Below are 12,691 nucleotides of genomic sequence, written 5' to 3' on the forward strand. Positions count from 1 at the left end.
GCCCAGCAGCCCCGCCGCGGCATGGAAGGCCCCCTTCGGCGCGCCCGACGTGGAAGACGCGGTGGTCGTCGACCGGCCGGCCGCCCCGGCGCCGGACGCGCACCGGCCATCGCCGTCACCGTCGCCTCGCAGCGCGAGAGCCGAATCCCCTGGCAGTTTCACGCGGGTGGCCTTCGCCGGCCCGGCCGGCGCGCCGCAGGACCACTACTACCTCAGCGTGCCCCCCGGCGCGGCCGTGGGCACGCCGATGCCGCTGGTGCTCATGCTGCACGGCTGCACGCAGAACCCGCAGGACTTCGCCCTCGGCACCGGCATGAACGAGGCCGCCGCACCCGCGAACGCGCTCGTGCTGTACCCCGCGCAGGCCCAGGGCGCCAACGCCCACGGCTGCTGGAACTGGTTCCGTCCGCAGGACCAGCAGCGCGGCCACGGTGAGCCCGCCACGCTGGTCGCCATGGTGCGCGATGCGATGGCGCGCCACCCCGTGGATGCCCGCCGCGTGTACGTGGCGGGCCTGTCCGCCGGCGGGGCCATGGCCGCGCTGCTGGCGCGCGAATACCCCGACGTGTTCGCGGCCGTGGGCGTGCATTCGGGCCTGCAGGCCGGCGCCGCGCACAACGTGATGGGCGCGCTGTCGGCCATGAAGAGCGGCGCCAAGGGCACGCCCGGCCCGGCATCCCCCGCCCGCGAGGACGGGGCCGGCGCGCCGCCGCTCATCGTGTTCCACGGCGATGCCGACGAGACGGTGCACGCCCGCAATGGCGAGCAGCTGCTGGCTGCGGCGCTGCGGTCCGCGCCTGGTGCCCGGCCCGAGGCCGAAACCGGCCAGAGCCCCGGCGGCCAGCGCTACACGCGCACCGTGTACCGCGCCGCACCGGGCAGCGGCCCGGGCGTGGTGGTGGCCGAGCACTGGCAACTGAACGGCGCGGGCCATGCCTGGGCCGGGGGCCACGCGCGGGGCAGCTACACCGATCCGCGCGGGGTGGACGCGACGGCGCAGATGCTGCGGTTCTTCCTGGAGCACCCCCGCGCCGCCGGTTGATAGGGCGCGAGGCACGGCGGCGGCGTCAGTCGATCACCACCTTCGCGTCCGCCACCAGCCGGGCGAAGCGCTCGGTTTCGCTGCGGATCTGCTGGGCCATCTGCTCGCGGGTGTTGCCCACCGGCTCGGCGCCGATGTCGGCCATGCGCTTGCGGAACTCCGGCGACTGGATCACCTTCACCATCTCGGCGTTCAGCCGGTCCAGGATGTCCCTTGGCGTGGCCGCGGGGGCGAGTACGCCGAACCACGTGCCCAGGTCGAAGCCTTTCAGGCCCGCCTCGTCCAGCGTCGGCACGTCGGGCAGGGCCGAGGATCGCTGGAGCGTGGACACTGCCAGCGCCCGCAGCTTGCCGGCCTTGATGTGCGGCAGCACGGGCGTGATGGTGTCGAACGACAGGGTGATCTGGCCGCCCAGCAGGTCGGTGGCCAGCGGGCCGCTGCCCTTGTAGGGAATGTGGCCCAGCGACGTGCCGGTGAGGCCCTGGAACTGCGTGCCGATCAGGTGCTGCGCGGTCCCGTTGCCGTTGGAGCCGAAGGTCAGCTTGCCCGGCTGCGCCCTGGCCTGGGCCACCAGGTCGGCCACGGTCCTGGCCGGGTTGTCGGCGTGCACGACCAGCACGTTGGGCACCAGCGCCACCGTGGTGATGGGGGCCAGGTCCTTCTGGAAGTCGTAGGGCAGTTTCTTGTACACGCTGGTGGCGATGGTGTGGTGCACCGCGCCCATCAGCAGGGTGTAGCCGTCGGGCCTGGACCGGGCCACGTAGTCGGCGCCGATGGTGGCGCCGGCCCCCGGGCGGCTTTCCACGATGACGGGCTGGCCGAGCGACACCGTCAGCCGGTCGGCCAGCGCCCGCGCCAGCACGTCGGTGGTGCCGCCGGCCGGAAAAGGCACCGTCAGGCTGATGGTCTTGGTGGGCCAGGCGGCCTGGGCGAGAGCGCTGCCGCTGGCCAGCACCGGGAGGGCGGCCGCGAAAGCGTGCAGCAGTACCTGCCGCCGCCGGCGCGCGGGGAAAAATTTCGGGGCCATGCTGGTCTCCTGGGAGAGCGCTCTGCGGCGCCTGGGGGATGGCCCGCCGCGGCGCGGTCGGGCGAAGGACGGAACGGATGAATGAAAGAAAAGGATTTCAGGCGGCCCGCCGCTGCGCCTGGCGGGTGCCGGCCAGGTGGTCGCACACTGCCTGCGTGACCTGGGCCGTGGTGGCCTGGCCACCCAGGTCCCGCGTGTGCAGGGCCGGGTCCGCGGTGACGTGTTCGATGGCCCGCATCAGGCGCCGGGCGGCGTCCGCCTCGCCCAGGTGTTCAAGCAGCATCACGGCCGACCAGAACGTGCCCACGGGGTTCGCCAGGCCCTGGCCCATGATGTCGAAGGCCGACCCGTGGATGGGCTCGAACATCGAGGGATAGCGCCGCTCGGGGTCGATGTTGCCGGTCGGTGCGATGCCCAGGCTGCCCGCCAGCGCGGCGGCCAGGTCGCTCAGGATGTCGGCATGCAGGTTGGTGGCGACGATGGTGTCCAGCGTGGCCGGGCGGTTCACCATGCGGGCCGTGGCGGCGTCCACCAGCTCCTTGTCCCAGGCCACGTCGGGAAAGTCGCGCGAGACCTCCAGCGCGATCTCGTCCCACATCACCATCGCGTGGCGCTGCGCGTTGCTCTTGGTGATCACGGTGAGCTGCCGTCGCGGGCGCGACCGGGCGAGCTGGAAGGCGTAGCGCAGGATGCGCTCCACGCCCACGCGGGTCATGATCGACACGTCGGTGGCGGCCTCGATCGGGTGGCCCTGGTGTACCCGGCCGCCCACGCCGGAGTATTCGCCCTCCGAGTTCTCGCGCACGATCACCCAGTCCAGCTGCTCGGGTGTGCAGCGCTTGAGCGGTCCGTCGATGCCCGGCAGGATGCGCGTGGGCCGCACGTTGGCGTACTGGTCGAAGCCCTGGCAGATCTTCAGGCGCAGGCCCCACAGGGTGATGTGGTCGGGAATGTGCGGATCGCCCGCCGAGCCGAACAGGATGGCGTCCTTGCCGCGCAGCGCGTCCAGCCCGTCGGCCGGCATCATGGCGCCGTGCGCGCGGTAGTGGTCGCCGCCCCAGTCGAAGTCTTCGAACTCGAAGCGCAGCGTCTCGTCGGTGGCGGCCAGGGCCTGCAGGACCTGGCGGCCGGCGGGAATCACTTCCTTGCCGATCCCGTCTCCGGGAATGGTGGCGATGGCGTAGGTGGTCATGGGTGGTTCGGTCGAAAAGCGTTGGGGACCGCGCCACTCTAGGCACCGCCGGCCTTTCGGCGCGGGGCTATAGTGAAACCATTGTTCACCTGGATTCAACAATCCAGCCGCCCGCCCACCCGGTTTTTTTCCTGCCGTCTGCCCATGCCTGCCGCCCGCGCCCTTCCCGCCATCCAGCCGGCCGACCTGGGGTTTTTCTCGGTGCTGGCCAGTTGCGGCAGCCTGAGCGCGGCCGCGCGCGAGCTGGGCATCACCACGCCGGCCGTCAGCAAGCACCTGGCGCTGATGGAGGCGCGCGTGGGTGTGTCGCTGGTCAACCGCACGACGCGCCGCATGGGCCTCACGCCCGAGGGCGAGCTGTACCTGGCGCACGCGCGCCGCATCCTGGGCGAGATCCACGACCTGGAAGAGCTGCTGGGCCTGTCGCGCGCGACGCCGAAAGGCCTGCTGCGGGTGAATGCCACGCTGGGGTTCGGGCGCCGCCACATCGCGCCGCTCATCTCGCGCTTCGCGCGCCTGCATCCGCAGGTGCAGGTGCAACTGCAGCTGTCCGTGAACCCGCCTGCGCTCACCGACGACGCGTTCGACGTGTGCATCCGATTCGGCGCGCCGCCCGAGGCGCGCGTGATCGCCAGGCACCTGGCGCACAACCGGCGGCTGCTGTGCGCATCGCCCGACTACCTGGCGCGCCACGGCACGCCGAAGGTGCCCAACGACCTGGTGCACCACAACTGCCTGGGCATCCGCCAGGGCGAGGAGGCCTACGGCGTGTGGCGGCTCACGCGTGGCCGCGGGCGCCGTGCGGTCACCGAGTCGGTGAAGACGCGCGGCAGCCTCACCACCAACGACGGCGAGATCGCCGTGCGCTGGGCCCTGGAAGGGCACGGCATCCTGATGCGGGCCGAGTGGGACATCGAGCGCCACCTGCGAAGCGGGCAGCTGGTGCCGGTGCTGCCCGCCTACAGCACGCCCGATGCCGACATCCACGCCGTGTACCCGCAGCGCCACCAGTCCGCGGCGCGGGTGCGGGCCTTCGTCGATTTCGTGGCGCAGGCGCTGTCGGACCGGGGCAGGGCCCGCGGCGGGGAAGGCGACACGGAGTGAGCCCCCTGCCGCGCGTCCTTGGCGGCGCCTTCGCGCCGGCCGGTCCGGGCACTTCGCCGAAAATGCGGGCATTCCGCACGCCGACCCCTTTGCCGCCCCGCCATGTCCCTCATCGCCGTCATCGATTTCGAAACCACGGGCATCTCGCCCGGCCAGGGCGCGCGGGCAACCGAAGTGGCCATCGTGCTGCTGGACAACGGCCAGGTGGTGGACCGCTTTCAGAGCCTGATGAATGCCGGCGCGTGGATTCCGCCGTTCATCACGCAGCTGACGGGCATCACCAATGCGATGGTGGCCGCCGCGCCCGATGCGGAGCAGGTCATGCGCGAGGCGGCGCGCTTTGTGGGCGACACGCCCATGGTGGCGCACAACGCATCGTTCGACAGCAAGTTCTGGGCGGCCGAGTTGCAGTGTGCGGACCTTCCGGCGCCCCACGCCTTCGCGTGCACCGTGCTGCTGTCGCGTCGCCTGTACCCGGAGGCGCCCAGCCACAAGCTCGGCAGCATCGTCGGCCACCTGGATCTGCCGCTGGCGGAACGCGCCCACCGAGCCCTGGCCGATGCGGAGATGGCCGCGGCGCTGCTGGGCCGCATCCAGCACGACCTGCGCACCCGCTGGGGGGTAGCCGACCCCGCGCATGCCCTGCTCATGGGCCTGCAGCGCTGCGCGCGGCCCGCGTTGGGCAAGTGGTTCGCGCAGCACGGCGCGGCGGTGGCGAAGGCCACCGCGGGCGTTTTAGCACCGCTCCGGGCCCCGTTTCGCGGGGATGCCCTGGGCTCAGCGGCCCCGGCTTTGGTCAGTAGCGCGCGCGCCCGAAGCTGTCGAGGATGGCGATTTCCGTGAACAGGCTGCCTTCGCGCCGGTTGTTCAGGAACGACACCTCGTAGCCGCCCAGATCGATGCGCGGCAGGCGCGACAGCGTCTCGGCCAGCGCCCGGCCATCCACGCCCCCGCTGCCGCTGCGCGGCACGGCCTTGATTCCCTGGCCGATGGTCTTGGCCACGAGGAAGCCTTCGAACGCCGCCAGCGAGGCGATGCTGGCGCTCTGCTGCGCTGCCTGCATGGCCTGGCGGAATTCGCGCACCACCGGGATCGACTGGTTGGTGAGCGCCGGGAACACCTGCGTCATGCCCACGCCGCGGGCGTTTTCCGCACCCACGGCGTCCACCAGTTTCACGGGGTCGAGGTCGGAGATGCCGACCACCTGCGCATGCCCGCCGGCCGCGCGGTAGGCCTTCACGAAGGCGCTGCCCGCGGCTTGGCCCGCCACCATCACGATCACCTGCGCATCCGCCTTGAGCAGCTTGGCCAGCGCGGGCTGGATGTCCGACGAGGTGCGCTCGTAGGGCTCCTTGGCGACCAGTGACAGCTTGCGCTTCGACAGGGCCGCCGTGAGCGCCTCCAGGCCCTTTTCGCCATAGGCGTCGTTCTGGTAGAGCGCCGCGAACTTGGTCATGCCGATGGCGTCGCCCATCTGCGCGACCAGCTTGGTCAGCTCCGTGCTGTAGCCGGCGCGCACGTGAAAGACGTAGGGGTTCACCGGCTCGCGGATGACCTGCGAGCCCGAGCGCGTGGGAAACAGCGGCACGCCGCTGTCCTGCGGCAGCTTGGCCTCGATCAGCGCCTGGGTGTTGCTGGTGGCGAAAGAGATCAGCGCGGCGGGCTTCATGGCCAGCAGCTTGCGGGCGCCGGCCAGCGTCTTCTCAGGCTTGAATTCATCGTCTTCCACGACGAGCCGCACCTCCAGGCCGGGAAATGCCTGGCTCTTTTGCGCCTCGGCAAAATAGGTTTCCACCCCCAGTACCACCTGCTTGCCCACTTCGGCGGCATTGCCTCCGGTCAGCGGCGCCACCATGCCGACGATGACGGGAGGGGCCGCGCGAGCGGCCGAGCCGATCCAGGGAAGGGCCAGCGAGGCGCCCAGGCGGGTGGTGAATACACGGCGTTTCATGGAACGTGCTCCTGTGGAGGGCAGACAGCAGACAAGGGCGCCAACGCGCCCGGACGAACCGATGCAGAAGAACCGGCACGCCCTTTGCAAATGCAAGAACGTGCGAAATGTATGACCCATTGTTAATCAGTTTTTGTGGCGTTTTGGCGCCTGTGGACGGGATTTGATCGTCCTGTGCTAGGATTTGCCGCTATGCAACGCAATCTGCTGCTATCCCCACTATCGCTAGGCCTAGTGCCTGGCCGGGGTCTGCCTGCGTTCGCCATCACCGTTGCCTAAAAGCGCAACACCGATTTCCCCCTGACCCCGGCCCGCGAACCAGCCTCCACCCATGGTGGAGGGCTGCAGGGGATGTCGTTCACCGTTCACCGTTGATTCGACCCGTGCCCCAGCGCTGCCTTGCAGCACGGCACACACCGTTCGTGGAGCCTCTCATGATTTCCAAGCCCGCTACCAAGTACCAGCCCATCGCCCCCATCGCGCTGGCCGACCGCACCTGGCCTTCCAAGACCATCACCCGCGCCCCCATCTGGTTGTCCACCGACCTGCGCGACGGCAACCAGGCACTGTTCGAGCCGATGAACGGCGAGCGCAAGATGAAGCTGTTCCACGAACTGGTACGCATCGGCTTCAAGGAAATCGAGGTGGGCTTTCCTGCCGCATCGCAGACCGACTACGACTTCGTGCGCCGCCTCATCGACGAGGGCCTTGTGCCCGACGACGTGACCCTGATGGTCATGACGCAGTCGCGCGCCGACCTCATCGAGCGCACCGTCGAGGCCGTGCGCGGCGCGCCGCGCGCCATCGTGCACCTGTACAACGCCACCGCGCCCGTGTGGCGGCGCGTGGTGTTCGGCATGAATGTGACGCAGGTGATGGCGTTCATCGACCAGCACGTCTCGCACCTGAAGCGCCTGACCGATGCCCAGCCCGAAACCCGCTGGACGCTGCAGTATTCGCCCGAAACCTTCAGTGCAACCGAGCTGGAAGTCTCGCTCGAAGCCTGCCAGACCGCCATCGCCGCCTGGGGCGTGGGCCCGGGTCGCGAGATCATCATCAACCTGCCCACCACGGTGGAAAACGCCACCCCCAACGTGTTCGCCGACCAGATCGAGTGGATGCATCGGCGCCTGAGCCCCCGCGAGCACATCGTGCTCTCGGTGCACCCGCACAACGACCGCGGCACCGGCGTGGCGGCGGCCGAGCTGGCCATGATGGCCGGCGCCCAGCGCGTGGAAGGCTGCCTCTTCGGCAATGGCGAGCGCAGCGGCAACCTCGACGTGGTGACGGTGGCGCTCAACCTCTACACGCAGGGCGTGCATCCGGGGCTCGACTTCTCCGACATCAACGCCGTGGCGCGCGTGGCCGAGGAATGCACCGCGCTGCCCGTGCACCCGCGCCACCCGTACGTGGGCGACCTGGTGTTCACCTCGTTCTCGGGCTCGCACCAGGACGCGATCAAGAAGGGCTTCGCCGCCCACGACCCCGAGGGCCTGTGGCAGGTGCCCTACCTGCCCATCGACCCGGCGGACCTCGGCCGCACCTACGACAGCGTGATCCGCGTCAACAGCCAGTCGGGCAAGGGCGGCATCGCCTTCCTGCTGGAGCGCGAGCGCGGCGTGGTCATGCCGCGCCGCATGCAGGTGGAGTTCAGCGCCGTGGTGCAGCGCCAGACCGATGCCAGCGAGACCGAGATGACCGGCGCCACGCTGTGGTCGCTGTTCCAGGCCACCTACCTCGAAACCCCCGCGGGCGTGCCCGGCGCCATCGTCTGCCATGCCCACCGGCTGGCCGACGACGGCCGCGGCATCGAGCTGGACGTGACCATCGACGGCGCGCGCCAGACCCTGCAGGGCCAGGGCAACGGCCCGATCGACGCCACGGTGGACGCCCTGGGCCTGCCGCTGCGCGTGCACGGCTACGAGGAGCGTGCGACCGGCTCCGGCGCCGATGCACAGGCCCTGGCCATCGTGGAGGCGGCTCTTTACGGCGTGCCCGGCGCGACCTTCGGCGTGGGCCTGCACCACAACATCGTCACGGCGTCGGTGCATGCGGTGGTGAGCGCGGCCAACCGGCTGGCGCAGCGCCGGCAGGCGGCACCGGCTGCGGCCAGCGCCTCGACCGTGGCCTGAATCACCAGGGGCGTCAGCCCCCTGGCTTGCGCAGGGCGACCGGCTGCAGGTAGGCGCCCGAGCGCACCAGGTGCTGCTCGGCCGCCTCGATGCGCTCGATGCCCGGCGCGCCCGCGCGGCTGGCCAGCAGTTCCAGCAGCGATTCCGCCACCGCCGTGGCGGCGGCGATCGACGGAAAGAACGACGGGCTCTGCGTGGCGAACAGCACCGTCTCATGGGCCAGCAGCGACAGCGGCGAGGCTTCGCTGTCGGTCAACGCCACCACCTTCGCGCCCACGCTGCGCGCCGCTTCGGCGGCTTGCAGCGCTTCGCGCGAGTACGGCGCGAAGCTGGCCACCACCAGCGCGTCGCCCTTGGCCAGCGCGCGCAGCTGCATCTCCAGCGAGCCGCCCTGGCCGTCCACCAGATGGACCGAGGGGCGGAACAGCCGGTACACATAGACGAAAGAAAACGCCACGGGAAAGCAGGCGCGAAAGCCCGCCACGTGCACATGGCGGGCCTGCTCCAGCAGCCGCGCGGCACGCGGCAGCGAGACGGCGCTCTGCCGCTCGGTCTGTTCCAGGTTGTGGCGGTGCACGTCGAACATCTCGCCCACCAGCGACTGGTCCTTGGCACGCCCGGCCAACTGGCGTGCCCGCGGGGCGTATTGCTCGCTGCCCAGGCCCATGTCCTGCGCCAGGGCCTCCTTGAGCGCAGGCCAGCCCTCGAATCCCAACTGCTGCGCGAACCGCACCAGGGTGGCTGGCGGCACGCCCGAGCGCGCGGCGACGGTGCGCATCGAGGTGGTCACGACCTCGTTCGGACGGTCGATGACGAACTTGGCCGCCTGCTGCAGCGAGGGGGACAGCCCGGCATGGCGCTGGCGAATGGTGTCTCTGAGACTCATGGAAACGGACCTGGACAGGGGCTGAACAAAGGGCGGCGCGGCGCGCTGCGCCACCGCACGACTGTAGGGCAAGCGCGCACGGGCAGGAATGAAAGGAAGGCCGGATGGGGTTTGGAACATGTGTTCCATCTGATTAATCGAAAAAACGCATGTTGCAATTTTTGCAGGTATTGGTATATTTGTTCTAAATTAATGGGAAATGGATTTTTTGATCCGTTGACCGCCCCGCCGCCACCGAACCTTGCCCGCCCCGCCATGACACACGTCCTGCACCGCCATCTCCACCAGACCCCCCCTGTCGCCGCGGGCGCGCAGGGCATGGTGGTCCGCGACGCCAGCGGCCGCACCTACCTGGACGCCAGCGGCGGCGCCGCCGTGTCCTCGCTCGGCCATGGCCATGCCGACGTGATCGCCGCCATGCACCGGCAGGTCGACCGCATCGCGTACGCCCACACCAGCTTCTTCACCACCGACGTGGCGGAAGAGCTGGCGCAGACGCTGGTGCGCGGCGCGCCGGCCGGCACGAGCCACGCCTACTTCGTGAGCGGGGGCTCGGAGGCCGTGGAGGCCGCGCTCAAGATGGCGCGGCAGTATTTCGTGGAGCGGGGCGAGCCCCAGCGCACGCACTTCATCGCGCGGCGGCAGAGCTACCACGGCAACACGCTGGGCGCGCTCGCGGTGGGCGGCAACGCCTGGCGGCGCGCACCGTTCGCGCCGCTGCTCGTGCCGGCCACGCACGTGTCGCCCTGCTACCCGTACCGCGAGATGCGCGACGGCGAATCTCCGCAGGCCTACGGCCAGCGGCTGGCGGCGGAACTGGAGGCCGCCATCCTCGCGCAGGGCGCGGACCGCGTGATCGCTTTCGTGGCCGAGACGGTGGGCGGCGCCACGGCGGGCGTGCTCACGCCGGTGCCGGGCTACTTCCAGGCGGTGCGCGCGGTGTGCGACCGCTACGGGGTGCTGCTGATCCTGGACGAAGTGATGTGCGGCATGGGCCGCACCGGCACCCTGCACGCCTGCGAGCAGGAGGGCGTGGTGCCCGACCTCATCACCGTGGCCAAGGGCCTGGGGGGCGGCTACCAGCCCATCGGCGCGGTGCTGGCGCAGGGGCGCGTGGTCGAGGCCATGTCGCGCGGCAGCGGATTCTTCCAGCACGGCCACACCTACCTGGGCCACCCGGTGGCCTGCGCCGCCGCGCTGGCGGTGCAGCAGGTGATCGCGCGCGACGGCCTGCTGCAGAAAGTGCAGGGCGATGCGCCGGTGTTCGAACGCATGCTGCGCGGCGCGCTGGGTGACCATCCTCACGTGGGTGACATCCGCGGACGGGGCTATTTCTGGGGCATCGAGCTGGTGGCCGACCGCGCCAAGAAAGCCCCGTTCGACCCCGCGCTCAAGCTGCATGCGCGCGTCAAGAAGGCCGCGATGGATGCGGGCCTGCTGTGCTATCCGTTCGGCGGCACGGTGGACGGCCTGCGCGGCGACCACGTGCTGCTCGCGCCGCCCTACATCGCCACGCGCGAGGACCTGCAGGCCATCGCCGACCTGCTGGCGCACGCCATCGGGCAGGCCACGGCCGGGCTGGCCTGAGCGTCACCCTTCCCCGTCGTTCCGTTCTCCCTCCCGTTCCATCCCTCGTTCCTGAAGGAGCCTTTGCCATGCCCGTCGCACCGTCCCTTTCGTTCCCGCGCCGCCTCCTGGCCGCCTTTCTGTCGTGCGCGGCCCTGGCCGCCCCGGCGGCCTTCGCCCAGGAGGCGCCCGCGGCCGGCGGCACCCTGGGCAAGATCCAGCAAAGCGGGGCCATCACCTTCGGCTACCGCGAGTCGTCGTTCGGCTTTTCGTACCTGGATGGCAACCTGCGGCCCGTGGGCTACAGCATCGACATCTGCCACCGCATCGTGGAGGCGGTCAAGGCCGAACTGAAGATGCCCGCCATCGAGGTGAGGTACCAGGCCGTCACCTCGGCCAACCGCATTCCGCTGGTGCAGAACGGCACGGTGGACATCGAGTGCGGCTCCACCACCAACCTGGTGGAGCGGCAAAAGCTGGTGGCTTTCTCGCCCGACATCTTCCGCTACAACGTGCGCCTGCTGGTCAAGGCCGATTCCGGCATCCGCGGCATCGCGGACCTGCAGGGCAAATCCGTGGTGACCACGGCGGGCACGACCTCGCTGCGGCTGCTGCGCGAGGCCGACAAGGGCCAGGCCCTGCAGATCACGCACCTGTCGGGCAAGGACCACACCGACTCCTTCCTGCTGGTGGAGAGCGGTCGCGCCGCCGCCTTCGTGCTGGACGACATCCTGCTCGCGGGGCAGATCGCCAATGCGCGCCAGCCGCAGGATTTCGCCATCGTGGGCGAGAGCCTGCGCACCGAGAACCAGTCGCTCATGTTCCGCAAGGACGATCCGCCGTTCAAGGCGCTGGTGGACCGGGTGGTCGGTGCCATGATGCGGTCCGGCGAAATGGAGGCGCTGTACCAGCGCTGGTTCATGTCGCCCATTCCGCCCAAGAACATCAACATCCGCTACCCGCTGAATGCCGAAACGCGCGACGCGTTCCAGAACCCCAGCTCCAAGGGCATCTGAGCCCCCTTCCCATGACCGCACCCACCCCCGTATCCGCATCCGCACCGCCGCGCATCGCGCTGATCCATGCCCTGCCGCATTCCGTCGAGCCCATCAACGCCGCCTTCGCGCAGCAGTGGCCCGAGGCGCTGCGCATGAACCTGCTGGACGACAGCCTCTCGGCCGATCTGGCGCGCTCGGGTGCAGGGCTGGATGCGGCCATGCATGACCGGTTTCAGCGGCTGGCGGACTACGCCGTGGGCACGGGCGCCCATGCGCTGCTGTTCACCTGCTCGGCCTTCGGGCCGTGCATCGAGGCGGTGGCGCGCCGGCATGCGGGGTTGCCGGTGCTCAAGCCCAACGAGGCCATGGTGGACGACATCGCGCAGGCCGCCGGCGAAGGGGCCGTGGGCCTGATCGCCACCTTCGCGCCCACGCTGGCCTCCATGCCGCCGGAGTTTCCTGCGCACGTGGCGCTGCACACGGCCCTGGCCGACGGCGCGCTCGACGCGCTGAACCGGGGCGATGCGGTGCTGCACGACCGGCTCATCGCCCAGCAGGCACTTGCGCTGCAGGCGCAGGGCTGCCGCCGCATCGCGCTCGCGCAATTCAGCATGGCGCGCGCCCGGGGCGCGTGCGAGGCGGCCACGGGGCTGCCGGTGTTCACCACCGTGCACAGCGCCGTCGCGCGGCTGCGCCAGCGGCTGGGCTGAAAAGAAAAAAAAGGTGGACAGGCCGGGCGGCGCAGGCGCGCTCAGTGCCCCGCCGGTGCGCCGCCCGCCTGCCGGCCCACCGG

Annotated in this window: 10 protein-coding genes and 1 pseudogene; 7 read left to right on the forward strand and 4 right to left on the reverse strand. The window is 70.4% G+C overall.

What is annotated here, in order from left to right; all coding sequences use genetic code 11:
- Nucleotides 1-1,042, forward strand: a 1,042-nt coding sequence (locus tag AC27IO_RS14125; protein WP_498739274.1) for an extracellular catalytic domain type 1 short-chain-length polyhydroxyalkanoate depolymerase, incomplete at its 5' end; no start/stop codon positions are given.
- A 25-nt stretch (nt 1,043-1,067) separates the two neighbouring features.
- On the opposite strand, the gene AC27IO_RS14130 is transcribed toward AC27IO_RS14125, so the two are convergent.
- Nucleotides 1,068-2,069 (reverse strand): Bug family tripartite tricarboxylate transporter substrate binding protein, encoded by a 1,002-nt coding sequence (locus AC27IO_RS14130; protein ID WP_498739275.1) that lies wholly within the window; start codon nt 2,067-2,069, stop codon nt 1,068-1,070.
- A 97-nt stretch (nt 2,070-2,166) separates the two neighbouring features.
- Nucleotides 2,167-3,261: a tartrate dehydrogenase gene (locus AC27IO_RS14135; protein WP_284430589.1), complete on the reverse strand. Its 1,095-nt coding sequence runs from the start codon at nt 3,259-3,261 to the stop codon at nt 2,167-2,169.
- Between the two features lie 144 nt (nt 3,262-3,405).
- On the opposite strand from AC27IO_RS14135, the gene AC27IO_RS14140 reads away from it, so the two are divergent.
- On the forward strand, nt 3,406-4,365 hold the full coding sequence (locus tag AC27IO_RS14140) for a LysR family transcriptional regulator (RefSeq protein ID WP_498739277.1): 960 nt from the start codon (nt 3,406-3,408) through the stop codon (nt 4,363-4,365).
- 102 nt (nt 4,366-4,467) lie between these two features.
- Nucleotides 4,468-5,073: pseudogene (locus AC27IO_RS14145) on the forward strand (3'-5' exonuclease); the annotation flags it as partial.
- 88 nt (nt 5,074-5,161) lie between these two features.
- On the opposite strand, the gene AC27IO_RS14150 reads toward AC27IO_RS14145, so the two are convergent.
- A complete protein-coding gene (locus AC27IO_RS14150; protein ID WP_498739278.1) occupies nt 5,162-6,316 on the reverse strand; it encodes an ABC transporter substrate-binding protein in 1,155 nt (384 codons plus the stop codon).
- 434 nt (nt 6,317-6,750) lie between these two features.
- Here AC27IO_RS14150 and leuA point away from each other — a divergent pair, with 434 nt between their 5' ends.
- Nucleotides 6,751-8,448: a 2-isopropylmalate synthase gene (gene leuA, locus AC27IO_RS14155; protein ID WP_498739281.1), complete on the forward strand. Its 1,698-nt coding sequence runs from the start codon at nt 6,751-6,753 to the stop codon at nt 8,446-8,448.
- Between the two features lie 13 nt (nt 8,449-8,461).
- Here leuA and AC27IO_RS14160 read toward each other — a convergent pair whose 3' ends face one another.
- Nucleotides 8,462-9,334, reverse strand: coding sequence for a MurR/RpiR family transcriptional regulator (locus AC27IO_RS14160; RefSeq protein ID WP_498739283.1), 873 nt, complete (start codon nt 9,332-9,334; stop codon nt 8,462-8,464).
- Between the two features lie 255 nt (nt 9,335-9,589).
- Here AC27IO_RS14160 and AC27IO_RS14165 point away from each other — a divergent pair, with 255 nt between their 5' ends.
- From AC27IO_RS14165 to AC27IO_RS14175, 3 genes are all read left to right on the forward strand, one after another.
- A complete protein-coding gene (locus AC27IO_RS14165; RefSeq protein ID WP_498739285.1) occupies nt 9,590-10,921 on the forward strand; it encodes an aspartate aminotransferase family protein in 1,332 nt (443 codons plus the stop codon).
- A 68-nt stretch (nt 10,922-10,989) separates the two neighbouring features.
- Nucleotides 10,990-11,916 carry a transporter substrate-binding domain-containing protein gene (locus AC27IO_RS14170; protein WP_284430594.1) on the forward strand — a complete coding sequence of 309 codons (927 nt, stop codon included), beginning with the start codon at nt 10,990-10,992 and terminating at the stop codon, nt 11,914-11,916.
- 11 nt (nt 11,917-11,927) lie between these two features.
- The gene (locus AC27IO_RS14175) at nt 11,928-12,608 is read left to right on the forward strand and encodes an aspartate/glutamate racemase family protein (RefSeq protein ID WP_498739287.1); all 681 of its coding nucleotides are present in this window, start codon (nt 11,928-11,930) and stop codon (nt 12,606-12,608) included.
- Nucleotides 12,609-12,691 lie beyond the last annotated feature (83 nt).

The organism is Acidovorax sp. KNOB132 (assembly GCF_057541515.1).

What these genes read in the sequence shown, in the direction of transcription:
- AC27IO_RS14130 (WP_498739275.1), bottom strand. Translation starts at nt 2,069, where the DNA reads ATGGCCCCGAAATTTTTCCCCGCGCGCCGGCGGCGGCAGGTACTGCTG.
- AC27IO_RS14135 (WP_284430589.1), bottom strand. Translation starts at nt 3,261, where the DNA reads ATGACCACCTACGCCATCGCCACCATTCCCGGAGACGGGATCGGCAAG.
- AC27IO_RS14140 (WP_498739277.1), top strand. Translation starts at nt 3,406, where the DNA reads ATGCCTGCCGCCCGCGCCCTTCCCGCCATCCAGCCGGCCGACCTGGGG.
- AC27IO_RS14150 (WP_498739278.1), bottom strand. Translation starts at nt 6,316, where the DNA reads ATGAAACGCCGTGTATTCACCACCCGCCTGGGCGCCTCGCTGGCCCTT.
- leuA (WP_498739281.1), top strand. Translation starts at nt 6,751, where the DNA reads ATGATTTCCAAGCCCGCTACCAAGTACCAGCCCATCGCCCCCATCGCG.
- AC27IO_RS14160 (WP_498739283.1), bottom strand. Translation starts at nt 9,334, where the DNA reads ATGAGTCTCAGAGACACCATTCGCCAGCGCCATGCCGGGCTGTCCCCC.
- AC27IO_RS14165 (WP_498739285.1), top strand. Translation starts at nt 9,590, where the DNA reads ATGACACACGTCCTGCACCGCCATCTCCACCAGACCCCCCCTGTCGCC.
- AC27IO_RS14170 (WP_284430594.1), top strand. Translation starts at nt 10,990, where the DNA reads ATGCCCGTCGCACCGTCCCTTTCGTTCCCGCGCCGCCTCCTGGCCGCC.
- AC27IO_RS14175 (WP_498739287.1), top strand. Translation starts at nt 11,928, where the DNA reads ATGACCGCACCCACCCCCGTATCCGCATCCGCACCGCCGCGCATCGCG.